We start from the raw sequence: 21509 nt of genomic DNA on the forward strand, positions 1-21509 counted from the left end.
GCCCCCAAAAGTGGTAAAAGGATGGGGAGAGGATCACGAGCCGGAGGCGCGCCGTCGCGCCCCGGCTCTTTCGGTCGCTCCGGGCGATGGAGATGCCCGGGCGCCGCGGAGCGTGTCGAAAGGAAGGCGTCGCATGAGCGAGGGTTGGAGGGAGTTCGCGCCCTACCTCAAGGAGCTTGCCCGGGGGCCGGACAGCCTCCAGGACCTCGACCCGGAGACCGCCCGGGAGGCGACGGAGCTGATCCTGCGCGGCGTCGCGACCCCGGCGCAGGCCGCCGGCTTCTTCCTGATCGGACGCGCCAAGGGCAACGGCGCCGGGGAGCTCGCGGGCATCGCCCGGGGCCTCGCCTCCCTCGTCCGGCCGATAGAAGTCCCGGAGGGCCCACCGGTCGTCGCCGTCTCGGGCGGCTTCGACGGCAAGCTACGCACCACGAACGTCGGCGCGGTCTCCTCCCTCGTGGCCGCCGCCGCGGGCGGCAGGGTCGTCGTGCTCGCCGGGGAGGACGTCCCCCCCAAGTCCGGGCGCACGAACCTCGACGCCCTCAGGAACCTCGGCGTCGGCGCCCCCCAGACGCTCGCGGAGGCGACGGCCTCTCTCGCGGAGGACGGGCTCGCCGCCGTCTCCCCGAGGAGCTACCTGCCCGAGCTCGACGGCTTGAGGCAGCTCCGGCGGGAGATGGTCAGGAGGACGGCGCTGAACGTCGCGGAGAAGCTCGTCTCGCCGGTCGCGGGAGCACGGATGATGGTCGGCATAACGCACCGGCGGCCGTTTCTGGAGACGATGCCGGATGCCCTGAGGGCGCTCGGGGTGGAGAGGGCGCTCGTCTACCAGGCGGTCGAGGGCTCGGACGAGGCCCCGCCCGACGGCGCCTCCTCGCTCCTGCTCGTGACCCCGCGGGGCGATAAGGACGCGAGGGTCGCCCCGGAGGATCTGGGGCTCGGGCGCGCCACGAGGGCGGACATCCCCTGGGGGGGCGAGGAGGCCGAGGCCGAGAGCCTGCTCGGGGCGCTCTCGGGCGAGGAGGGCCCGGTCCTCGACATGATCCTCTACAACGCGGCCCTCAGGCTCTGGCTCGCGGACGAGGAGACGCCGCTCGCCGAGCACGTGCGCCGCGCCCGGGAGGCGATCTCCACGGGCGCGGCGTCGGCGGTCCTCGACCGGATGCGGCGGGGCGCCGCGGTCCGGGGCGGGTAGCCCCGGGGCGCTACCTCCCGCCGAGGCGGCGGGAGACCTGCTTGATGATCTCGCGCTGCACGCGCGGGTTCTTCAGCAGCTTTATCCCGAGGCGGCGGGCCTGCGGGTTTTTCAACAGCTTGAGGGCGATGCCCTTCATCATGGTTTCCTCCGTCTCGCTCGCTTCGGCCCCTTGGGGGCCTCCGAGGAAGCGATTTTACTACGCGGCCTTCTCGAGCTCGCGGCGGAGCTTCCTCTGCAGGAGCTCCAAGAGGGACTCCTCGTCCCGCGTGAGGCCGCCCTGCTCGGCCAGGATCACCTCCTCCAGGCGCTCCGCCTGGCGCGCGATCACCTCACCCTCCAGGTAGTGTTCGATCACCCGCGGGCTGACGTACGAGGCGCGCGCGATGTCCCGGGTGTTGCCGAGCCGCTCCGCCACCGCGTCTATCGCCTGGAGGACGTTCTTCTTGGCCCTCTTCTCGTCCTCCTCGGCCCCGAGCTCGGCGAGCTTGACGGCGGCGACGAGGGTCCCCGCCCAGGTGCGGAAGTCCTTCGGGGTAAACTCCCGGCCCATGATCTCCTTGATGTAGGCGTTCAGGTCGCGGCTCTTCACGTCGCGGACCTCGCCGCCCTCCTTGTACTTGAAGATCTCGTATCCGGGGAGCGCGGCGCACCGCTCGACCACCTCGCGCAGCCGCCCGTCGATCACGCACTTGCGCTGGATCTGGCCCCACTTCCCCCGGTACTCGAAGAGCATCTCGTCGCCCTTGATCGTGAGGTGCTTGCGCCTGAGAGTGGCGATGCCGTAGGTCTTGTTCTTTTTCGCGTACCGCTCGTCCCCGACGCGGAAGTAGGCCGCGTTTATGAGCCGCGTCATGCACGCGAGGACCTTCTCGCGGTCGAGCTTCTCGTGGTCGAGGTGCTCGCTCGTGATCCTGCGCATCTCGGGGAGCCGATCGCCGAAACGCAGGATGCGGTCGAACTTCTCCCTCTCTTTGCGCTCGCGGTACTTGGGGTGGTAGAGGTACTGCAACCTCCCCGCGGAGTCGTAGCCGACCGCCTGGACCTTCGCGGACGGCCCTCGTGCTATGCGAACCTCCTGCCAGGCGGGAGGGATCTTGAGGCTCTCGATGCGCGCCAGAACCTTCTCCTCGCGCACCACCTCGTCGGAGTCCGGGTAGGCGTACGAGAACCCCTTCTCCTTCGTCCCGACCCGCTTGATGCCCGTTTTGTGGAGCAGGTGCCGCCCGCGCGCTGTTACGCCCATTAGCCTGTTCTTTCCAGATCGTACGGCATGATCGCGCGAGAATATATCCGACGCCCGGAGAATACGTGTGTTACGGCGCACAAGCCGCGCGCCCCGCCCCTCAGGTCGTGCCGTCTATGGCGGAGTGGTAGCGGGACCCGAGGCGCCCGCCAAAGAAGCCCCCGAGAAGCGCCAGGAGGAGCGCGCCCGCGATAATCCCCGCCCCGGCGAGCCCGAGCTCCGTCAGGCCGCCGACGGTCGGGAGGACCGTGTTCTGGACGAACTCCTGCAGGACGTCGAAGAAACGCCCCGGGAGGAAGCTGCCGACCGCGGCGACGAGCAGGACGAGGGCCAGGCTCCACGCCACGCTCATCATCCCGTTGCGGCCCCCGTCGAAGCGGGCCATCCTCCCCGCGACGTAGCCCCCGAAGAGGTAGGCGAGGAACAGGACGACCCCGACGACCACGAGCCCCGTGATGATCGCGGCCCCTATCTCCCTGCCCTCCAGGTTGAGCGTGAACCCGAGCGGCACGAGCACGAGCCCGGCGAGGGCCAGCAGCACCAGGCCGGTGACGACCGCGATCAGGCACCCGACGAAGCTCGCGAGCCAGTCCACCCCGCCGTAGATGTCCCTCAGGCGCTCCTCGCGCTCCTCGTTCGCCTCGAAGTAGCCCCTGGGGTTGGTCTGCTCCTCTGCCTGAGCCCCGGGCGAGCCAGGGGTCCTTATGACGCGCGTCTCGGCGCCCTCCCGCCCGGGCTCCCCCTGCGAGACGGGCTGCGTGTCCTCCGCCTCGCGCGAGGCGGGGACGCGCCGGGTCGCCTCCGGGTCGTCCCCGGTCTCCCCGAGCGGCCCGGTCCGCCTGCGCCGGTCCTCGGTCCTGTCCTGCGGCCCGTTCTCCATCGCTTCCCCTCCGTCGTCCTCGCTCGTCGTGGCGAAGGTCGCGGCCCCCGCGTCCCGTAATTCTACCCCGATGCCATCCGCCACTCATTCGACGGCCCTCGGCGCCGCTCTTTGTACAACTGGCCAAAAATCCGGCTTCTCGCGCTCGTTTTGCTTGTACCCAAGGCCCTACTCACCGGCTCACCTCCTACATATTATGGCCCCGTTGGGTCAAAGGAAACACGTGGCAAGGACACGGCCCACCATCCCGGTAAGAGCGGAACGACGCAAGGACAGGAGGCACGGAGTTGGACGCACAAGCCAAGCAGCAGGTATTGCAGCAGGCCAAAGCGGCGGACGTCAAGTTCATTCGCATGTGGTTTACGGACATCCTGGGGACGCTCAAGAGCTTCGCGCTCACCGTCGAGGAGCTCGAGGACGCGCTCGACGGCGGGCTAGGGTTCGACGGCTCCTCCATCACGGGCTACAACGACATCGAGGAGTCGGACATGATCGCCATGCCCGATCCCTCGACCTTCCAGGTCTTCCCCTGGAGCCCGAAGGAGAACGCGGTCGCGAGGATGTTCTGCGACGTGCAGACCCCCGACGGCGACCCCTACGTCGGCGACCCGCGCCACGTCCTCAGGCGTGCGCTGGAGCGCGCCACGGAGATGGGCTTCGACAACTTCTTTGTCGGCCCCGAGCTCGAGTTCTTCTACTTCAAGGACTCCAACGGGACCGAGCCCCTCGACTACGGCGGCTACTTCGACCTGACGACGCTCGACGCCGCGACCAGCTTGAGGCGCGAGACGGTCCTGGCGCTCCAGCAGTTCGGCATCCACGTCGAGTACTCGCACCACGAGGTCGCGCACTCCCAGCACGAGATCGACCTGCGCTTCGACGACGCGATGACGATGGCCGACAAGGTGATGACCTACAAGACGGTCGTCAAGGAGATCGCCACGCGCCATGGCGTCTACGCGACGTTCATGCCGAAGCCCTTGCAGAACCAGAACGGCTCGGGCATGCATACGCACCAGTCCCTCTTCCAGGGCGACAAGAACGCGTTCTTCGACGGCGACGACCAGTACTTCCTGAGCGACACCGCCAAGTCGTTTATCGCCGGTCAGCTCCGCCACGCCCGCGAGCTCTCGATCATCTTCGCCCAGAACGTCAACTCCTACAAGCGGCTCGTCCCGGGCTACGAGGCCCCGGTCTACATCGCCTGGAGCCGCAAGAACCGCTCGGCGCTCGTGCGCGTCCCGGGCTTCCACCCGGGCCAGGAGAAGTCCACGAGGATGGAGCTTCGCTGCCCCGACCCCTCGGCGAACATCTACCTGACGATGGCCGCCCTCCTGCACGCCGGCCTCGAAGGGATCGAGAAGGGCTACGAGCTCCCCGAGCCCATGGAGCGCAACCTCTACAACCTCACCCACGAGGAGCGGGAGAAGATGGGCATCGAGAGCCTCCCCGGCTCCCTCGGCGAGGCCATCGAGGAGGCCGAGAAGTCCGAGCTCCTCTACAAGGCCCTCGGCGAGCACGTCTACAACCGCCTCCTCAACGTCAAGCGCGAGGAGTGGGACGAGTACCGCATGCAGGTCACCCCGTACGAGCTGGAGAAGTACCTGCCGATCCTCTAGCCGCCGGCTAAAGGAGATCGCTTCCGGGGCGCGGAGAGATCCGCGCCCCTTCTCTATGCCCCGTCGTCCAGGAGGCGCAGCACCTCGGGCAGGAGCGTCCTCGTGGTGCTGATGCCCTCGCCGGCGTAGATCGTCTCGTTGCCGGACCAGTCCCCGAAGTAGCCGCCGGCCTCCCTCAGAATGGGCGGGAAGGGGGCGCAATCCCAGGGGTTGAGGACGGGGTCGAGCATGAGGTCGGCCCGCCCGGTGGCGACGAGGGCGTGCCCGTAGGCGTCCGACCAGCCCCGTACGCCGCCCGCCACCCTCTGCACGAGCCCCCAGGCGTCTCCCCTGCCGTGCTCCTCGAAGCTCGCGGCGTCCGTGAACGAGGCGATGCCTTCTCCGAGCCTCGGGGTCTGCGCGACGCGGGCGCGGCGGCCGTTCATGTAGCAGCCGAGGCCCGTGGCGGCGGAGAGCATCTCGTCGAGGGCGGGGAAGTAGGCCACGCCGACCTCGCAGACGCCCTCGATCTCCAGCCCCACGAGGACGCCGTAGAGCGGCACGCCCCTGACGAAGGCCCTGGTGCCGTCGATGGGGTCCACGATCCAACGGTGGCTCCCCACGCTCCCCTCCTCGGTCCCGAACTCCTCCCCGACGACCGTGTGCCCGGGGTACGCCGCGCGGATGCGGGCCCGGATCACCTCCTCCGCCCCCCGGTCGGCGGCGGTCACCGGCGTGTCGTCGGCCTTCCACTCGGGCCGGACGCCGGCCTGAAAGTAACCGAGCGTGAGGCGGCCGGCCTCGTGGGCGGTCCGTACGGCGAGATCCAGGTAGGGGCGCAGGTTCTCCATGCGGGCCAAGATAGCACCGCAGCCGCCGCTAGGCTCGGGGAGGCCGCAGCAGCTCCTCGATGACCCCGGCGGTGCGCGGGCGAGCCGGGGCCGCCCCGAAGCTCCCCGCCAGGCGATCGAGGTCCTCCGGGTAATCGACGTCGTAGTGCGGCCTCCCTTCGTACAGGGAGAGGCCAGCGCCTAAAGCCTTCTCCACGGTCTCGCGGTACACGGTCTCGGTAGACCAGCGGACGTCCCGAAAGAGGGCCGCGTGGAGCGCGCGCAGCCCCAGCAGGACGTATCCTCCGTCGTCGCTCCCGACGATGGCGGCGTCGTGCGTCCGGAGCGCCCGGGACGCGGCCAGGATCTCCGCGGGCGGCAGGGTCGGGGCGTCGGTGCCGAGGATGAGGACGGGCTCCGGGCCCTCCCCGAAGAGGCGCGAGGCGGCGTCGAGCATCCTCTCCCCGAGGTCCGCCCCCCTCTGCGCGAAGAGACTGACGCCTTCCGGCAGCAGCGGCTCCAGAAGCGCGAGCCCGTCGGCCGGGGTGCCCGCGACGCTCGTGGGGCCGAGGGCGCTCGCCTTCTCCACCGTGTCGCAGACGAGAGCGGCTTGCAGCCGCGCCGCGCCCTCCGGCGGGAGGCGCAGGCGCGTCTTCGCGTTCCCGGGCAACGGGGCCTTCGCCATGACCACGATGCGAACTACGGCTACCCCTTGCCGTGCGCCCGGTAGAAGCGGGCGAGCTCGTGCGGGCTGGCGCCGAGGGCGAAGGCGGCCTGCAGGGAGGCCCAGAGGAGGAGGGTTCTCGCCGGACGCCCCTCCCACCGGCGGGCCGAGCTCACCATCGGGCCGGGCAGGTACGCCGTCTCCCCGGCCTCCTCGAGCCGGCGGACAAAGACGACGTCCTCCATGACGGGGATCTGCGGAAAGCCGCCCAACCGGTCGTGGACCTCTCTTCGGACAAAGATCCCCGAGTCCCCGTAGTAGCGGCCGAGCCTCCGGTAGAAGGGGGCGAGCGCCTCTAACCACCGCCCGAGCGCGCCGCCCTCCGGGTAGCGGAGCCGGAAGTTCCCCCGACGCAGCCGCGGCCGAGCGCGCCCTCGATCTGGGCGGCGAGGTCCATCGGCGGGACGACGTCGGCGTGAAGGAAGAGCAGCACGTCGCCGCTCGCCTCGCGCGCGCCGGCCCGAAGCTGCGCCCCGCGGCCGGGCTCGGACTCGACGAGCCTCGCCCCCAACGCGCGGGAGATCCCGCAGGTCCCGTCCGCCGAGCCGCCGTCCGAGACGACGACCTCCGAGACGCCGGGGGTCCGGGAGAGGCGTTCCAGGAGCGGGCCGATGTTCTCGGCCTCGTCGAGGGTGGGGATCACCACGGAGAGCTGCATCGCCCGGCGAGTATAGGGCATGCGTGGGTCGGCGGAGCGCGGCCCTCTTTGCCCTATAATCAACGCGTTCCCGGGACGGGGACGGCTCACGCTCAAACTAGAGGAGGACCTGGCTTGGTTCGGATCGCGACAGGACAAGAGGGCGAGGGGCTCGCGGGGGTCGAGGCGGACCTGCTCGCGGTCCCCCTCTTCGAGGGCGAGGACGTCCCTCGGGAGCTGGCCGGCGAGGCGGCCGGGGTGCTGAAGGACGGGGACTTCTCCGGCAAGAAGGGCTCTTCCGCCCTCGTCTACAACCCCGACGGCCTCCGGTCCCCGAGGCTCCTACTCGTCGGCCTGGGCGCCCGCTCGTCCTTCGGGCTGGACGCGCTCCGGCGCGCCGCCGCCACGGCCGCGACGCGGGCCCGCTCCCTGAAGCTCGACAGCGCGGCCTTCGCCCTGCCCGTCGCGGAGGGCTCGGCAGCCCGCGTCGCCGCCGCCGAGGCCGCGGCCGAGGGGGCGGCCCTCGGGCTCTACCGCTTCGACCGCTACAAGAGCGGAGCCGACGGGCACGAGCTCTCGACCTTTACCATCGTCTCCGATGATGAGGGCGTCGCCGGAGGGGCGGAGACCGGGGCGAAGCTCGCGGCGGGCGCCGTGCTCGCCCGCGACCTCCAGAACGAGCCCTCGAACACGGCGACGCCCGAGTATCTCGCGCAGAGGGCGCGGGAGATAGCAGAGCGCCACGGCATGGACGTCACGGTCCTCGACCGGGCGGCGATCGAGGCCGAGGGCCTCAACGGCCTCGCGACGGTGGGACGGTCGGCCGAGAACGAGCCGCGATTTATCGTGCTGGAGCACGGGCGGGGCGGCGACGAGGCGCCGGTCGTGCTCGTCGGCAAGGCCGTCACCTTCGACTCGGGCGGCATCTCCATAAAGCCCTCGGCCGGCATGGAGGACATGAAGTACGACATGAGCGGCGGGGCCGCCGTCCTCGGGGCGATGGAAACCGTGGGCTCACTCGGGCTCCCCGTCAACGTCGTCGCCCTCGTCCCGTCGACCGAGAACCTCCCCGACGGCAACGCCTTCAAGCCCGGGGACGTCCTCGCGCTCCACTCCGGCAAGACGACCGAGATCGTCACCACCGACGCCGAGGGGCGTCTGATCCTGGCCGACGCCCTCTCCTACGCCAAGCGCTACGGCCCCGCCGCGGTGATCGACTGCGCGACCCTCACCGGCGCGTGCCACGTCGCCCTCGGGGACCACGCGTCCGGCCTAATGGGCAACGACGACGCGCTTATAGAAGAGGTGCGCAGGGCGGGCGAGGCCTCCGGCGAGCGCGCCTGGCACCTCCCCCTCTTCGAGGAGTACACCGAGCAGATCAAGGGCAACACCGCCGACATCAGAAACTCCGGCGGGCGCTACGGCGGCGCCCTGACCGCCGGCGCCTTCCTCAAGGAGTTCGTCGACTACCCCTGGGCCCACCTGGACATCGCGGGGGTCGCCTACAGCGCCAAGGCGAGAAACGCCTACACCCCGAAGGGCGGCTCCGGCACCCCGGCCCGCCTGCTCGTGGAGTTTCTGAGGGGCCGCGCCGGCGACGGGGGCGCGCCATGATCGTCCAGATGATCACCGTCGGCCCGTTCCAGGAGAACTGCTACATCCTCGGGACGAGGCGACGGGGACGGGGGCGCTCGTAGACCCCGGGGACGAGGCGGCGCGCATCGCGATCGCGGTCGAAGGGACGAACCTGGAGATCTCGCAGATTATCGTCACCCACGCCCACATCGACCACGTCGGCGCCATCGCCCCCTCGCGGACGAGTACGCCTGCCCCGTCCTCATGCACGAGGAGGCCGAGGCGATGCTCCAGACCGTCCCCCAGCAGGCGGTGATGATGGGGATGCGCTTCGGCAAGGTCCCCGCGGTCGACCGGAACATAGCGGACTACGAGGTCGTCGAGGTCGGCGGGCTCCGCCTGCACGCGCTCTACACCCCCGGTCACGCCCCGGGGCACCTCGCGTTCCTCGTCGAGGACCAGAACCTCGTCTTCTCGGGGGACGCGCTCTTCGCGGGGAGCGTCGGCCGGACGGACCTGCCGGGAGGGAGCATGGAGCTGCTCATGCACAGCATCGAGGAGCGGCTGCTCCCCCTGCCCGACGAGACGCGCGTCCTCTCCGGCCACGGCCCGCAGACAACGGTCGGCCGCGAGCGGATGACCAACCCGTTCCTGCAGGGCCCCATGGGGGGCGCGTTTTGAGCGAGAGCGTCCGCCAGCACCGGGAGTCCGCCCCCGACCACGTCCGGGTCGCCGTCGTCACGATCAGCGATTCGCGGACGCCGGAGACCGACACCGGCGGGAACACCGCCGTCGAGCTCCTCGAAGGGGGCGGGCACGAGATCGTGCACCGCGAGATCGTCCCCGACGACGCGCCGAGGATAGAGGAGACGCTCACGGGCCTGCTCGCCCGCCGCGAAGTGGACGCGGTGGTCACGACCGGGGGCACCGGCATCTCCGCCCGCGATACGACCTACGAGGTGGCGAGCCGCCTCATCGACAAGAAGCTCGACGGCTTCGGCGAGATCTTCCGCTCCCTCTCGTACGAGGAGATAGGGTCCGCGGCCTTTCTGAGCCGCGCCATCGCGGGCGCCTCCGGCTCCAGGTTCGTCGCCTGCCTGCCGGGATCGCGCAACGCCGTCCGCCTCGCGGTGGAGAAGCTGCTCGTCCCGGAGCTCTCTCACGTCGTCTTCGAGCTGCGCAAGCACAGAGAGGAAGCATAAAACATGGAACGCGAACCCCTCTCCCCCGAGCTCGACACCCTCTGGCGCCGGCTCTGGAGGAGTGGCAGGACAACGACGAGGAAGACCTCATCCTCGACCCCGACAGGTTGGAGTCGCTCGAGGCCGAGATCCCCGCGCTCGAGGGCCGCATAAAGACCGCCCTGGCCTACCTCCAGCGCGCCTACTACATTCAGTACCGCTCCGGCGTGGGCGAAGACGGCATAGAGCCGATCCTCTACGACGTCTACGAGCCGCGCTAGCCCCGAGAGACCGCGAGCAACGCCGGGGGCAGACCTGTAGAATACCGGGCCGCGAAACGGCGGCTTCTGGACACGAGAACATCGCGGAGGTACCCCTTGCAGACCACCACACAACGCACGGAGCGTCGCGGCGTCGCCCGCCTGAGAGAGCTGGGGGCAGTCGTCCTGATGCTCGTCGCCATACCCCTGATCGCCTCATGCGGTGGAGGCGGAGAGGGCAACGAGGGCGGCGGCAACGGCGGCGGGGGCGGCGAGCAGGCTAATGGCGGTGGAGGGGGTGGCGGCACTCAGGGCGGAGGCACGGGAGGCGGCGGAGACAGGCCGCCGATCTCCAGCGTGAGGTCCGTTATCGCCTCTCCCAACAAGGAGTCCCTCAACGGCGACCGCGCTCGCATCAGGGGCGCGGAGGTGCGCAACATCGTCAGCGAGCGCGCCTTCTTTGTGGGCGAGAGCGATGCCGAGCAGCTCCTCGTCATCAACGTCGGCGACGAGGTCGCGGTGAGCGAGGGGCAGAACGTCATCGTCGCGGGCAGGCTGAACAATCCGCGCCCGCAGCTGGAGGAGCAGCTCTCGCTCAGCCCGGAGGAGGCGACGGCCGTGAACGATCAGGAGGTCTTCCTCAGGGCACCGCAGGTCAAGCCGCAGGAGGGTTAAGCCCCTCCGCGCAGGGGACACGAGGGGGTTGGATCCGCGAGGATCCAACCCCCTTCTCCGTGCCGCCGGGCGCCCGATGCCGGTTAAACTGACGGACGCCAACCCGTCCGGAAGGAGCGCCGAGCTTGATAAAGGCTTTCGTGGAGCGCCACCCTCTAGCCGTCGCGCTCTTGCTGGCGGCGTCGTCGTTCGGCATCGCCGTCCTCAGCGTCACCGCGTCGCGCAGGCCCGTGGTCTCTGACGTCGGCGACGTGGCGCCCGAGGACCTCGAGCCGCCGACGGAGGGCGAGCAGACCCTCGCCCTCTTCTGGAGCACGGAAAACTTCTTCTGGTTCGCCGTCGCCCTGCTCGCCGTCGGGCTGCTCGCCTGGGCGGGATGGCTGCGCGAGGCCGGGTTCGGATGGCCCCGGCGGTGGCGCAACGCTCGTCTCCTCGCCCTCCCCCTCCTCGTCGGTGTCCTCGCCCTCTCCGACGGCGTCAGGGTTCCGGGGGTCTGGATCTTCCTCGCCACGCTGGCGACGGTGCTGGTGGCGGTGTTCGGCGAGGAGGCGCTCTTCAGGGGCTTGATGCTGCGCGTCCTGGCGCCCTCGGGGCTCCTCCGGGCGGTGGTCGCGACGTCGCTGCTCGCCGGAGCCCTGACCCTGGGCGTCTCGGTGCTCACGGGGCCGTGGCCCGAGGCCGTCCAGGCGACCGCGCTGGCGACCTGCGGCGGCTTCACCTACGCGGCCCTGCGCTGGCGCACCGCCTCGCTCTGGCCCGCCGTCCTAGCCCACGCCCTGATCTCGCTGTCCGTCGCGATCTCTACCCCCGGAGCCACCCTGTACCTGATCGTGCTCCTCCTCGGCACGGTGGGCTTCGTGGCCTACGGCCTCTTCCTGCTACGAAACCCGCGGGCGCGGGAGGACGGCGGCCCTCCCCTGCGCCCACCGCGAGGGGCGAACGGAGCGGGCAAAAGGGGAGGCCCGCCGCGATAAGCTAGCGGCGGGCCTCCCCTTTGGTGATCGGCGTCTGCCCCTAGGTGACGGTGAGCTTGTGGCCCTGCTGCTTGTAGCGGTCCGCCATCTCCTCCAGGGTGATCGGCTCGTAGTCCCCCGCGTGGCCGGCCTGGCCGAAGGCCTCCATGCGCGCCCGGACGACCCCCTTCATCGCCTCGCGCGCGGGCTTGAGGTAGTAGCGCGGGTCGAACTCGCCGGGCTCCTCGGCGAAGGCCTTGCGGATCGCGCCGGTAGCGGCGAGCCTGAGGTCGGTGTCGACGTTGACCTTGCGGACGCCGTGCTTGATGCCCTCCTGGATCTCGCGCACCGGCACCCCGAAGGTCGGCCGGATCTCGCCGCCGTACTGGTTGATGGTGTCGACGAGCTCCTTGGGCACACTTGAGGAGCCGTGCATGACGAGGTGCGTGGTCGGGAGCCTCTTGTTGATCTCCTCTATGATGTTCATCGCGAGCACGTCGCGGTCGGGCTCGCTGGTGAACTTGTACGCCCCGTGGCTCGTCCCTATTGCCACCGCCAACGCGTCCACCCCGGTCCGCTCCACGAACTCCACGGCCTGGTCCGGGTCGGTCAGGTGCACCTCGCCGGAGCCCACCCCGTCCTCGATGCCGCCCAGGGTACCGAGCTCGCCCTCCACGGTGACGCCGCGCTCGTGCGCCATCTCGACTACCTCACGCGTGACCCGCACGTTGTACTCGAAGTCCGCCGGCGTCTTGCCGTCCTCCATCAACGAGCCGTCCATCATCACGCTCGTGAAGCCGAGGTCGATCGCGCTTCGGCACGTGTCGGGGCCGTTGCCGTGGTCCTGATGGAGCGCGACCGGGATTTCCGGGTACACCTCGGCCGCCGCGAGCATCAGGTGGTAGAGGAACCGGTCGTTCGCGTACTTGCGCGCCCCCCGCGACGCCTGGATGATGACCGGAGAGTTCGTCTCCCGCGCCGCCTCCATGATCGCCTGTACCTGCTCCAGGTTGTTGACGTTGAACGCCCCCACCCCGTAGCCGCCCTTCGCCGCCTCGTCGAGCAGCTGCCGCATCGTTACGAGCGCCACGAATTCCTCCTTCTATGGGTTGTGATACCGCCCGCGAAAGGGTGCGCGAGCTTCACCTCAGTATATTGTCCCCCCGCCGCTTCGCACAGAAAAGCGCCCCCCGAAGGGGACGCCTCTTGAAGCGTCGTGCTTTTTCGCCTAGACCCGCTCGGCCTGGACCACGTAGCGGGCGAACCAGTTCGGGCCCTCGGTCCAGTAATCCCCGAAGTTCTCTATGCAGGTCTGCAACGAGACCATGTCGTTGCCGGAGGACGGGGGGTTCATGACCCACGTGTCGGTCGGGGAGACCTCCACGATGTTCGTGACGGCGTAGTTGTACACCTCGCCGTTGGAGTCGGTGAGCGTGATCTCGTCGCCCGCACCGAGACGCGGCAGGTCGTAGAAGATGTGGTCGCTCGCCGTCCCGGGGTACCCGAGCCTGTGTCCGGCGATGTACGTGTTGGCACCTTCCTGCCAGGGGAACCCGGTGCTGGTCACGTGCTGAGTGCCCGCCTCGAGCGCGGCCTCGGAGTCCTCGTTGATCACCGGTACGTTCTCGATGCCGAGCGCCGGGACCGTTAGGTACATCGTCGGGTCCTCCGGCGCAACAACCGCCTCGGCCTCGCGCCGCTCCTCGGCGGCCGCCCTCTCCTCCGCAGCCCGCTCCCTGGCGGCCTCCTCCTCGGCGGAGCTCTCCTTCGCCCGAGCCTCGTCGGCCACCCTCTCGGAGACCGCCGCGGGCGGGTCCTCGATCGCGGGCGTCTGGACGCGCTCCACCTGGCCCGCGTCCCCGGTCAGCGCGGAGCCCAGACCCAGGTAGGCCAGCGCCCCAACGGCCGCGACGACCAACCCGACGAAGATGTACAGGCCCGTCCGCGGACGCCGCTTCTGCATCCGCCTCTGGGCACGCCGTCCCCCGTGCCGTTTCCTGTCCATGAGTGCCATAACACAAATCTTAGCAGCCCTGTATAGAAGAAGGAAGATCAGGCGCAGATTTTTTTAGGTTTCATGAAGGTTTATTTAGTGGTTTGAATGCGCTGGGATCGTACGCACGGAGGGTTCCTGGCGCGCGGGTTAGTATCCTCCCGGTGAGGCTGCTCGAGGAACATAGGGCCGGGGTTCTGTCGTGCACGAGGTGCTTTCCGGGTCTGCCCGGGGCTGCGGCTCCGGTCGTGGATCTGCCGAAGGCGGTGCGGGCGATGCTTGTGGCGCAGGCACCGGGCTCTACGGAGGTTCGCACCCGGCTGCCCTTCACAGGGCCCGCGGGCAGGCGGCTCGCGGGGTGGTTCGAGCGGGCGGGGGTGTCTCGGGAGGAGATCTACCTGTCGGCGATAGCCCGGTGCTTCCCGGGGAAGGCGAAGGGCGGCGGGGACCTCGTGCCGTCGCGCGCCATGGTTCGCAACTGCCGCCCGCACCTCGAGCGGGAGCTGGAGCTTTTGAAGCCTGAGGTCGTCGTCCCGGTCGGTGGTCTTGCCATAAAGGAGTTGCTCGGTATCGGCCGTCTCTCCGAGGCCGTCGGGAAGGCCATCGTGCGCGGTGGGGTGGTATATGTACCCCTGCCCCACCCGTCCGGGGCTTCTACCTGGCTCAACCGACCGGAGAACAAGGAGCGTCTGGCCGTCGCGTTGGGCCTGTTGGGGGAACGCATCGCCGCCCTGCGGCGGGGAGAAAGAGGGGGCATCGACCTTTGACACGGGGACGAACGGGGCGTCGAGTGGCGCGCAGGAGGGGCCCAGCATCGTCGCGCGGGGGCTCCGCAAGAGCTACGAAGGTTTCGAGGCGGTCAGGGGCGTGGACTTCGAGGTGCGCCGGGGGGAGTGCTTCGGGTTTCTCGGGCCCAACGGGGCCGGCAAGACCACGACGATGAAGATGATCTACGGCGCCGCGATCCGCACCGGCGGGGAGCTCACCGTCGCGGGGCTCGACGTCGGGCGCGAGGAGCGTGCCGTAAAGCGGCGCATCGGGGTCGTCCCTCAGGAGAACAACCTCGACGAGGACCTGAAGGTAAAGGAGAACCTCCTCGTCTACGGCCGCTACTACGACATGCCGAGGAAAGAGACGTTGCGGCGGGCCGAGGAGTTGCTCGAGTTCGTGGAGCTCACGGAGAAGGCAGACGCCGAGGTCGAGCACCTCTCCGGCGGGATGAAGCGGCGGCTCCTCATAGCCCGCGCGCTCATAAACGACCCCGAGATCGTCGTCCTCGACGAGCCGACCACGGGGCTCGACCCCCAGGCCAGGCACCTCGTGTGGGAGCGGCTGCGGGAGCTCACGTCGGAGGGGAAGACCCTGATCCTCACGACCCACTACATGGAGGAGGCCGCCCAGCTCTGCGACCGGCTCGTCGTCATGGAGGACGGCAGGATCATTGCCCACGGCTCCCCCGACGAGCTCGTGAGGGAGTACGTGAGCCCCGAGGTGCTGGAGCTGAGGGCGGGGAAGGATGCCCTGGAGAAGCTGCTGCCCCTGGTCGAGGACCACTCCGACGCCGTCGAGCGGGCCGGGGAGGCGCTGCTCGCCTACACGTCCGACGCGGGCCTGTTGCAGGATCGGATCCGCGACTCCGGCGTACCCGTCGAGAACACGCTGCACAGGAGGGCCGGCCTCGAAGACGTCTTCATGAGGCTCACGGGAAGGCGGCTGATCGACTGATGGACGCCGTGAGAATACCCTCGCCCCGCGGGACGCTCCGGGTGTGGCAGCGCAACGCGACCATCTTCCGCAAGTACTGGAAGACCGCACTGCTGCCGAACCTCTTCGAGCCGCTCCTGTACCTCGCGGCCCTGGGGCTCGGGCTCGGGGCGTTCATCCAGGCCGGCGGGGTCGGCGGGCAGAGCTACGTGCAGTACATAGCGCCGGGCCTCCTGGCGAGCAACGCGATGTTCGCGGCCTCGTTCGAGAGCACCTTCAACACCTACGTCAAGATGAAGATAGAGCGGGTCTACGACGCCATAGTGACGACCCCCGTGAACGTCGAGGACGTCGTCGCGGCGGAGTACCTGTGGGCGGGGACGCGGGCGGCCCTTTACGGGACGGGGTTCCTCTCGGTCCTCGCCGTGCTCGGCGTCGTCTTCGACGAGCCGCTCATCCGCTCGTTCTGGGCGATCCTGATCCCGCCGACGCTCCTGCTGATCGGGGTGATGTTCAGCGTCACGGGGACGCTGTTCACCAGCCTCATCGACCGCATAGACCTCTACGCGTACTACTTCACGCTCGTCGTCACGCCGCTGTTCCTGTTCAGCGGCATCTTCTTCCCCATAACGGACTTCCCGGCGCCGGTGCCCCAGATCGCCTGGTTCACCCCCCTCTACCACGCGGTGAACGTCTGCCGCGAGCTCGCGATCGGCCCGTCCCCCGGCGTGCTCGTCGACGTGGCGTGGATGCTGGTCTTCACCGCCGCCCTCTTCCTGCTGCCGATCTACTTTATGCGCAAGCGGCTCATAAGCTAGGCGGCGGGCTGCCCCTCTGCGAGAGATCCGGCGGGACATCCCGGACCGGGCTTTAGTGCTACGATCTTCCGATGTTCGAGGAGACCTACACCGTGCGCGAGGCGGAGGTTCGGGACGAGACCGAGATCGCCGGCCTCGTCGTCGAGGGGTTCCTGGACAAGTTTCGCCCGATCTTCGGGCGCGGTATGGACCGGTCGGTCTGGATCATGGAGAAGTGGGTCCGCCTGGAGCACACCGTGGGCGGGGTCCGCTCGCTCGTCGTCGAGGTCGCGGCGACGGGAGAGATCGCCGCGAGCGTCGGGGTGCGCGTCGGGGAGTCCGACGACGACGCCCTCTCCGGGGGCTTGTGGGAGTCCCTCAAGCGCGCCCTGGGCTTCTTGCGCGCCTCCTGGGCGGCGACCCTGCTCTCGTATCCGCGCTACGCCGCGAGCTACCGGGAGGCCTACGTGGAGCGGCTAGTCGTCTCCCCCGCCCACCGCAACGGCGGGATGGCCCGCGCCCTCCTCGACGCCTCCGAGGACCTCGCCCGGGAGACGGGCAAGGCCACCGTCGGGCTGCACGTCAGCGCCGGCAACATCCCGGCCCTCAGGCTGTACGAGTCGTACGGGTACGAGGAGGTCTCGGAGCAGCGCTCGGTGCTCACGGGGTACTTTCTGGGCATCCGCAGCTGGCTGTACCTGCGCAAGGAGATCCAGGACAAGTTCGGGAGGGACGGGGCCTAGCGGCCGTTGGGGGCGTCTTCGGGGCCCTCGGGCTCCTCGTGATCCTGGCGTCGGGAGCGCTCGCGCGGGCGGAACTCCTTCCACGCCTCGGGCCACTGGAAGAGATCCTCGGGCACCTCCGAGAGCGGTTCCTCTCTCCTCCCTTCGGCCGGCTCCGCCGGGCGGCGCCTGATGACCCTGGGCCGATCCTCGTTCCCGTTGCTGGAAGGGTCTTCGCGTTGCGCGCCGTCGGCCTCATCCCCGGCGCCCTCTTCGGCCCCGGGCTCCTCCTCGGGAGAAGTCCCCTGTGGCGAATCGTAGCGGCCGTGCTGCTTGCGGACGACGTTCGGGGTGGTCGGGTCCTCGGGCGAGGTCCCGGGGGCCTCGGCGGCGGGTTCCGCGTCGTCGGGTAACCCTTCCTCGTCTTCGTAAGGGGGCTCTTCGACCATCGCCTCCAGGTACCGGGAGTCCCCGGTGAAGAACGCGAGCACCTGGGCGTTGAACTCGCCGGTACGCTCCAGCATCGGCAGGTGGCCCGCGTTCTCGACCAGCACGACCTCAACGGTGGGGAGCGCCCGGGCCCAGTCCGAGGCCGCCTGGGGGTCCACGATCTGGTCTTCCTCCCCGACGATGACGAGCACGGGCACCTTTATGATGCCGGCCTGGCGGACCAGCCGGCCGCGCGAGAGCTCGCGCCGGGCGACGTTGAGGGTCTTCGTTACGGAGGCCGGGGTCGCCATCCCGGCGTCGTCGATCGCCTCCTCGGTCAGGTCGCCGGAGTCGGAGACGAACGGGCGCATCCAGAGCCCGCGCAGGGGCCTGAGGTAGCGGCCCAGGGTGTAGAACAGGGGACCCACGACCGGGAGGGTGGCGAGCCAGAGGAAGGTCGGCAGGTCCATCTGGTCCTCGTCGGCCGGGGTGGCGACGAGGACGAGCCGGCCGACGACGTCCGGGTGGTCCGCGGCGAGCTTAACGGCCATCGCGCCGCCGAGGTCGTGCCCGACGACCGCGGCCCGCGTGAGGCCGAAGTGGGCGCAGAAGGCGTACAGGAGGCGGCTGCCGTAGCGGACGCCGTAGCCGGAGATCGGCTTGTCCGACTCCCCGAAGCCGGAGAGGTCCAGGGAGTAGACGGTGAAACGCTGGGCGAGGCGGTTGGCGAGGCGCTCCCAGACCCTGCCCGAGGAGAGCCAGCCGTGCACGAGCAGCACCGGCGGGCCGCCGCCGGAGACGCGGTAGCGGATCCAGCTGCCCTCGAGCTCCAGGTACTCGGTGTCGCGGGCGCTGTCCACCTCGTCCGTGCGCCGCCCGAGCGCGACGGAGGCCGCGACGAGAACGCCCACCAGCAACACCACCACGATGATGACTGCGCTCATGGTCGAATGATAACCCAACCCGTCACCCCAAACACACGGCCGGGGCCGGTCCCCGTCAGGGGCGCGAGGCGCCCGTGCGGCCCGCCCTCTCCCGTTCGTCCGTGGGCGGCGCGGGCTCCTCCCCGTCGTTCGGAGCGGCGCCGAGGGGCTTCACGTAGAGCTCGTCCAGGAGGACGGTTACGACGGCGGCGGTCGGGACGGCGAGGATGATGCCGGCGAGACCGAGGAGGTCGCCCATCGCGAGGACGGCGAGGATCACGACGACGGGATGGAGGCGCACGCTGCGGGCCATCACCATCGGGGAGACGACGTGCGCCTCGACCTGGTGGATCACGACGTAGACGACCACGACGAGGAGGGCCTTCGTCGGGGAGTCGACGAAGGCGACGAGGATCGGGGGGACGGCGGCGATGATCGGGCCGAAGAACGGCACGATCTCGAGGACGCCGGTGAGGACGGCGAAGGTGAAGGCGAACTCCACGTCCAGGATGACGAGCGAGATCCAGGTGAGGACGAAGATCAGGGCCATCGCCGCGAGCTGGCCGAGGATCCAACCGGAGACCCGCCGCCTTATGAGGTCGAGGATCTCCTCGACCCGCCCGCGCCTGTTGAGCGGGAAGAGCGCGAGGATGCCGTTGAGGAGCGGCCTCGGGTTGGAGACCATGTACAGCGCCATGACGACGGCGCCCAGGGCTTGCAGGAGGAGCCCGGCCCCGCGCGTCGTTATCCGCCACAGCTCGCCGGCCCTCTGTATGACCTGCTGGACGGCCTCGGTGAGGTCGAGGCTCGCCACGCCGCCGGAGCCGCCCAAAAAGGGGTAGCGTTCGCCTGTCGCCTGCACGTAGTCCTGCACCCGGCGCACCACCCCCGGCGCCCGGGCCAGAAACTCACCGCCCTGGTCCAAGAGGAGGGGCAAGACGATGTAGCCGAGGAGCCCGAGCGCCACGACCACGCCCATCACCACCGCGATCAGCGCCAAGGAGCGCGGCAGCCCCAGCCGCACGAGGAAATCCACGGCGGGGGCGAGCACCAGGGCAATGAGCAGGGCGAGGACCAGAACCTCTACGACCCCGATCAGCTCGTAGAGGAGCAGTCCCCCGGCCACGATAAGCCCCAGGACGAGCGCGAAGCGCGCCGATTGCAGGAGCCCGGAGCCCAAAGCGCTAACCTACGGGTGGGTTGCGGAGGATGCCTCGGCGCGCCTCAGGAACCCCAGCGGCTGCCGACGACCTGCCGGACGAGGTAGGAGGCGATGAGGGTCGAGACGAGGGAGAAGCCCGCCTTGAGGAGCGCCTCCTTGAAGTCGTCGCTCACGCCCCGGACCTCGGGCTCCTTTATGAACCTTTCGGCCAGCCGGCTCGCCAGAGCGTAAGCGATGCCGCTCGACAGGATCGTGATCAACCTCTTCTGCGTTTCGTCGTCCACCCGCGAGACCTCCCGCCTCCGTCGCCTACGAGGCCCGGCCGGCAGCCGGACCCATGCTATGGGTCACGATTCTAACGCCGATCGTCCTCGAACACGGCGGGCGCGGGCGGCGCCCCTCCCTCAGCTGGCCTTCGCCCCCGCCACGCGCGCGGCACCCATGCGGTAAAGCTCGCCGAGCTGCGACCTGATGGTCTCCCTGCAGCAAAAATCGGCGTAACAATCCACGCAGTAGACGACCTCTTCCGGACGTCCCGGGTGCAGGTCGTGCTCCATCATGAAGTCCAGAAGCTCCCGAAAGCCCTCGCCGACCTGATCCACGAACTCCGAAAAGGAGATCTTGCCGCAGATCAAACGCTCACAAGCATCCGAAAGCTCGAGCCTACCCAGACGACGGTTGGTGTGCCGTACTATGAGCCCGGGGATGATCTCCTCCACGCCCGACTCCTCCTTCGCCACTACGGCCCCTTTCTAGCCCCGTAAGACGAGTTGTCCCTTTGTTTTCCCCATTCAATCCGACCCCCCTTTTTGGTCGGTGCGTAGAGTCTACGGATGCGTAATCGTTTTGTAAAGTGCCTCACCTTTGGAGGGGGTATGTATACTCGCCGCCATGACACCGAGGGGGAGCCGGGACTTGCAAGCACGCGACGCTAACACTTCCGCCGCCCCGAGAGCGCCCGCCTGGTCGTCGTCGGCGCGGGGTTCGCCGGGGGCTCCTTGTTGAGGAACCTCCCCGCCCCGCTCCGGCGCCCCTCCGAGACGCTCCTCGTGGACCGGGCGGACGAGCACGCGTTTATACCCCTGATCCACGAGGTCGCCGTCGGGCGCGTCCACCCGGATACGGTCCGCCTGCCCGTAGCCTCCGCCGCCGACGACCACGCCTTCCTGCGTACCGAGGCGCTAGGGGTCGACCTCGGGGAGAAGGTCCTCCGCACCTCCTCCGGCGACGTCAGCTACGAGTACCTCGTCCTCGCCCCCGGCAGCGTCGCGGTACCGCCCCCGAGGGCCTCGGCGACGGCTTCCAGACCTTCTGGAGCCTCGACGACGCGCTGAGGTTGAGGCACGCCCTGAACGAGGCCTGGCGGAGCGCGACGAGGGGAAGCGGTCTACCCGAGGGCGGGCTCACGGTCGCCGTCGCGGGCGGCGGGGCCACCGGGGTCGAGCTGGCGGCCGAGATCGCCGTCCTCTTCGACTACCTGAGGAGGAGGACCGTCCGGCCGCCGGCCGAGGAGCCGCGGGTGGTGCTGTTCGAGGCCACCGACCGGCTCATGGGCTGGCTGGATCCCTTTTTTCACCGGGTCGCGATGGAGGAGCTCGGGCGGCTCGGGGTCGAGGTGCGGCTCGACGCCCCCGTGAGCGACGCGGACGGCTCGGGGGTCGTGGCCGGGGGGAGAAGACGCCGGCGGGCGTCCGGGTATGGACCACCGGGGTGCGGGCGGCCCCGCTCGTCCGGGACCTGCCGGGGAGCACGACGAGGGGGCAGGGCGCGCGTGACGGACCGGCTGACGCTCCCCGACCACCCGGAGGTGTACGTGCTCGGGGACGGCGGCCGGTACGAAGATCCGCGCCTGGGCCCCCTGGCCCCGTCGCCTCCCTCGCCGTCCAGCAGGGGCCCTGGGTCGCCCGGGACCTCAAGCGCAGGCTCCGGGGGCGCGCTCCCGCAGGGGACGGCCGCCCTTCCGCTTCTTCGACCGCGGGTACGCCGTGAGCCTCGGGCCGGAGAGCGGGGCCGCCGTCGCGCTCG

The 21509-nt window shown here is 69.6% G+C and carries 25 protein-coding genes and 2 pseudogenes; 14 read left to right on the forward strand and 13 right to left on the reverse strand.

Features of this window, described 5'->3' with window-relative positions; genetic code table 11:
* Positions 1 to 133: 133 nt before the first annotated feature.
* Complete coding sequence (locus GBA65_RS12630; protein WP_166396858.1) at positions 134 to 1195, forward strand: anthranilate phosphoribosyltransferase; 1062 nt, start codon at positions 134 to 136, stop codon at positions 1193 to 1195.
* A 10-nt stretch (positions 1196 to 1205) separates the two neighbouring features.
* Here GBA65_RS12630 and GBA65_RS25300 read toward each other — a convergent pair whose 3' ends face one another.
* The 3 genes from GBA65_RS25300 to GBA65_RS12640 all read right to left on the reverse strand — a co-directional run bounded on the left by GBA65_RS25300 (position 1206) and on the right by GBA65_RS12640 (position 3405).
* Positions 1206 to 1337 (reverse strand): hypothetical protein, encoded by a 132-nt coding sequence (locus tag GBA65_RS25300; protein WP_266096490.1) that lies wholly within the window; start codon positions 1335 to 1337, stop codon positions 1206 to 1208.
* A gap of 57 nt (positions 1338 to 1394) precedes the next feature.
* Positions 1395 to 2441 carry a DNA topoisomerase IB gene (locus GBA65_RS12635; RefSeq protein ID WP_166396859.1) on the reverse strand — a complete coding sequence of 349 codons (1047 nt, stop codon included), beginning with the start codon at positions 2439 to 2441 and terminating at the stop codon, positions 1395 to 1397.
* Positions 2442 to 2541: 100 nt separating this feature from the next.
* Positions 2542 to 3405, reverse strand: coding sequence for a hypothetical protein (locus tag GBA65_RS12640; RefSeq protein WP_166396860.1), 864 nt, complete (start codon positions 3403 to 3405; stop codon positions 2542 to 2544).
* A 269-nt stretch (positions 3406 to 3674) separates the two neighbouring features.
* Here GBA65_RS12640 and GBA65_RS12645 point away from each other — a divergent pair, with 269 nt between their 5' ends.
* Complete coding sequence (locus GBA65_RS12645) at positions 3675 to 4940, forward strand: glutamine synthetase family protein (RefSeq protein WP_407691090.1); 1266 nt, start codon at positions 3675 to 3677, stop codon at positions 4938 to 4940.
* Positions 4941 to 4993: 53 nt separating this feature from the next.
* Here GBA65_RS12645 and GBA65_RS12650 read toward each other — a convergent pair whose 3' ends face one another.
* The 4 genes from GBA65_RS12650 to GBA65_RS12665 all read right to left on the reverse strand — a co-directional run bounded on the left by GBA65_RS12650 (position 4994) and on the right by GBA65_RS12665 (position 7152).
* Positions 4994 to 5770: an inositol monophosphatase family protein gene (locus GBA65_RS12650; RefSeq protein WP_166398495.1), complete on the reverse strand. Its 777-nt coding sequence runs from the start codon at positions 5768 to 5770 to the stop codon at positions 4994 to 4996.
* Between the two features lie 28 nt (positions 5771 to 5798).
* Entirely contained in the window at positions 5799 to 6419 is a 621-nt protein-coding gene (locus tag GBA65_RS12655; protein WP_166396862.1) for a TIGR04282 family arsenosugar biosynthesis glycosyltransferase, read from the reverse strand.
* Positions 6420 to 6454: 35 nt separating this feature from the next.
* A complete protein-coding gene (locus GBA65_RS12660; RefSeq protein ID WP_166396863.1) occupies positions 6455 to 6685 on the reverse strand; it encodes a hypothetical protein in 231 nt (76 codons plus the stop codon).
* Between the two features lie 83 nt (positions 6686 to 6768).
* Positions 6769 to 7152, reverse strand: coding sequence for a glycosyltransferase (locus GBA65_RS12665; RefSeq protein ID WP_166396864.1), 384 nt, complete (start codon positions 7150 to 7152; stop codon positions 6769 to 6771).
* Positions 7153 to 7245: 93 nt separating this feature from the next.
* On the opposite strand from GBA65_RS12665, the gene GBA65_RS12670 reads away from it, so the two are divergent.
* The 6 genes and pseudogenes from GBA65_RS12670 to GBA65_RS12705 all read left to right on the forward strand — a co-directional run bounded on the left by GBA65_RS12670 (position 7246) and on the right by GBA65_RS12705 (position 11775).
* Positions 7246 to 8724, forward strand: a complete 1479-nt coding sequence (locus GBA65_RS12670; protein WP_207955731.1) for a leucyl aminopeptidase — start codon at positions 7246 to 7248, stop codon at positions 8722 to 8724.
* Positions 8725 to 8836: 112 nt separating this feature from the next.
* A pseudogene (locus GBA65_RS12680) lies at positions 8837 to 9366 on the forward strand (MBL fold metallo-hydrolase).
* Complete coding sequence (locus GBA65_RS12685; protein ID WP_166396866.1) at positions 9363 to 9887, forward strand: MogA/MoaB family molybdenum cofactor biosynthesis protein; 525 nt, start codon at positions 9363 to 9365, stop codon at positions 9885 to 9887. The pseudogene GBA65_RS12680 and the gene GBA65_RS12685 overlap by 4 nt, the downstream one beginning before the upstream one ends.
* Positions 9888 to 9994: 107 nt before the next feature.
* Entirely contained in the window at positions 9995 to 10147 is a 153-nt protein-coding gene (locus GBA65_RS12690) for a hypothetical protein (RefSeq protein ID WP_166396867.1), read from the forward strand.
* Between the two features lie 96 nt (positions 10148 to 10243).
* On the forward strand, positions 10244 to 10801 hold the full coding sequence (locus GBA65_RS23160) for a hypothetical protein (protein ID WP_207955732.1): 558 nt from the start codon (positions 10244 to 10246) through the stop codon (positions 10799 to 10801).
* Between the two features lie 125 nt (positions 10802 to 10926).
* A complete protein-coding gene (locus GBA65_RS12705) occupies positions 10927 to 11775 on the forward strand; it encodes a CPBP family intramembrane glutamic endopeptidase (protein WP_166396869.1) in 849 nt (282 codons plus the stop codon).
* Positions 11776 to 11815: 40 nt separating this feature from the next.
* On the opposite strand, the gene fba is transcribed toward GBA65_RS12705, so the two are convergent.
* Together fba and GBA65_RS12715 are read right to left on the reverse strand one after the other, a co-directional pair.
* Positions 11816 to 12844 carry a class II fructose-bisphosphate aldolase gene (gene fba, locus GBA65_RS12710; RefSeq protein WP_166396870.1) on the reverse strand — a complete coding sequence of 343 codons (1029 nt, stop codon included), beginning with the start codon at positions 12842 to 12844 and terminating at the stop codon, positions 11816 to 11818.
* Positions 12845 to 12982: 138 nt separating this feature from the next.
* Complete coding sequence (locus GBA65_RS12715; protein WP_166396871.1) at positions 12983 to 13717, reverse strand: class E sortase; 735 nt, start codon at positions 13715 to 13717, stop codon at positions 12983 to 12985.
* Between the two features lie 278 nt (positions 13718 to 13995).
* Between GBA65_RS12715 and GBA65_RS24410 the strand changes: the two genes are divergently transcribed.
* The 4 genes from GBA65_RS24410 to GBA65_RS12730 all read left to right on the forward strand — a co-directional run bounded on the left by GBA65_RS24410 (position 13996) and on the right by GBA65_RS12730 (position 16991).
* On the forward strand, positions 13996 to 14514 hold the full coding sequence (locus tag GBA65_RS24410; protein ID WP_228281304.1) for a uracil-DNA glycosylase family protein: 519 nt from the start codon (positions 13996 to 13998) through the stop codon (positions 14512 to 14514).
* Positions 14515 to 14614: 100 nt separating this feature from the next.
* A complete protein-coding gene (locus tag GBA65_RS12720) occupies positions 14615 to 15472 on the forward strand; it encodes an ABC transporter ATP-binding protein (protein ID WP_228281305.1) in 858 nt (285 codons plus the stop codon).
* Complete coding sequence (locus GBA65_RS12725; protein ID WP_166396872.1) at positions 15472 to 16269, forward strand: ABC transporter permease; 798 nt, start codon at positions 15472 to 15474, stop codon at positions 16267 to 16269. The genes GBA65_RS12720 and GBA65_RS12725 overlap by 1 nt, the downstream gene beginning before the upstream one ends.
* A 71-nt stretch (positions 16270 to 16340) precedes the next feature.
* A complete protein-coding gene (locus GBA65_RS12730; protein ID WP_166396873.1) occupies positions 16341 to 16991 on the forward strand; it encodes a GNAT family N-acetyltransferase in 651 nt (216 codons plus the stop codon).
* On the opposite strand, the gene GBA65_RS12735 is transcribed toward GBA65_RS12730, so the two are convergent.
* The 4 genes from GBA65_RS12735 to GBA65_RS12750 form a co-directional block, all read right to left on the reverse strand.
* Positions 16988 to 18343 carry an alpha/beta fold hydrolase gene (locus GBA65_RS12735; protein WP_166396874.1) on the reverse strand — a complete coding sequence of 452 codons (1356 nt, stop codon included), beginning with the start codon at positions 18341 to 18343 and terminating at the stop codon, positions 16988 to 16990. The two genes, GBA65_RS12730 and GBA65_RS12735, sit on opposite strands and share 4 nt — an antisense overlap.
* Before the next feature lie 55 nt (positions 18344 to 18398).
* Entirely contained in the window at positions 18399 to 19502 is a 1104-nt protein-coding gene (locus GBA65_RS12740) for an AI-2E family transporter (RefSeq protein WP_166396875.1), read from the reverse strand.
* Positions 19503 to 19546: 44 nt separating this feature from the next.
* Positions 19547 to 19768, reverse strand: coding sequence for a hypothetical protein (locus GBA65_RS12745; RefSeq protein WP_166396876.1), 222 nt, complete (start codon positions 19766 to 19768; stop codon positions 19547 to 19549).
* A gap of 120 nt (positions 19769 to 19888) precedes the next feature.
* Entirely contained in the window at positions 19889 to 20224 is a 336-nt protein-coding gene (locus tag GBA65_RS12750) for a hypothetical protein (protein ID WP_166396877.1), read from the reverse strand.
* 261 nt (positions 20225 to 20485) lie between these two features.
* On the opposite strand from GBA65_RS12750, the gene GBA65_RS25305 reads away from it, so the two are divergent.
* Together GBA65_RS25305 and GBA65_RS26505 are read left to right on the forward strand one after the other, a co-directional pair.
* Positions 20486 to 20818: an NAD(P)/FAD-dependent oxidoreductase gene (locus GBA65_RS25305; RefSeq protein WP_407691016.1), complete on the forward strand. Its 333-nt coding sequence runs from the start codon at positions 20486 to 20488 to the stop codon at positions 20816 to 20818.
* A gap of 2 nt (positions 20819 to 20820) precedes the next feature.
* A pseudogene (locus tag GBA65_RS26505) lies at positions 20821 to 21249 on the forward strand (FAD-dependent oxidoreductase); the annotation flags it as partial.
* Between the last annotated feature and the right edge of the window lie 260 nt (positions 21250 to 21509).

This window comes from Rubrobacter marinus (assembly GCF_011492965.1).
GTDB classification, from domain to species: Bacteria; Actinomycetota; Rubrobacteria; order Rubrobacterales; family Rubrobacteraceae; genus Rubrobacter_F; species Rubrobacter_F marinus.

Excerpts from the sequence above, each read along its gene's own strand:
- GBA65_RS12725 (WP_166396872.1), top strand. The coding sequence starts at position 15,472 with ATGGACGCCGTGAGAATACCCTCGCCCCGCGGGACGCTCCGGGTGTGG.
- GBA65_RS12635 (WP_166396859.1), bottom strand. The coding sequence starts at position 2,441 with ATGGGCGTAACAGCGCGCGGGCGGCACCTGCTCCACAAAACGGGCATC.
- GBA65_RS12645 (WP_407691090.1), top strand. The coding sequence starts at position 3,675 with ATGTGGTTTACGGACATCCTGGGGACGCTCAAGAGCTTCGCGCTCACC.
- GBA65_RS12650 (WP_166398495.1), bottom strand. The coding sequence starts at position 5,770 with ATGGAGAACCTGCGCCCCTACCTGGATCTCGCCGTACGGACCGCCCAC.
- GBA65_RS12735 (WP_166396874.1), bottom strand. The coding sequence starts at position 18,343 with ATGAGCGCAGTCATCATCGTGGTGGTGTTGCTGGTGGGCGTTCTCGTC.
- GBA65_RS25300 (WP_266096490.1), bottom strand. The coding sequence starts at position 1,337 with ATGATGAAGGGCATCGCCCTCAAGCTGTTGAAAAACCCGCAGGCCCGC.
- GBA65_RS12630 (WP_166396858.1), top strand. The coding sequence starts at position 134 with ATGAGCGAGGGTTGGAGGGAGTTCGCGCCCTACCTCAAGGAGCTTGCC.
- GBA65_RS12715 (WP_166396871.1), bottom strand. The coding sequence starts at position 13,717 with ATGCAGAAGCGGCGTCCGCGGACGGGCCTGTACATCTTCGTCGGGTTG.
- GBA65_RS12730 (WP_166396873.1), top strand. The coding sequence starts at position 16,341 with ATGTTCGAGGAGACCTACACCGTGCGCGAGGCGGAGGTTCGGGACGAG.
- GBA65_RS12665 (WP_166396864.1), bottom strand. The coding sequence starts at position 7,152 with ATGCCCTATACTCGCCGGGCGATGCAGCTCTCCGTGGTGATCCCCACC.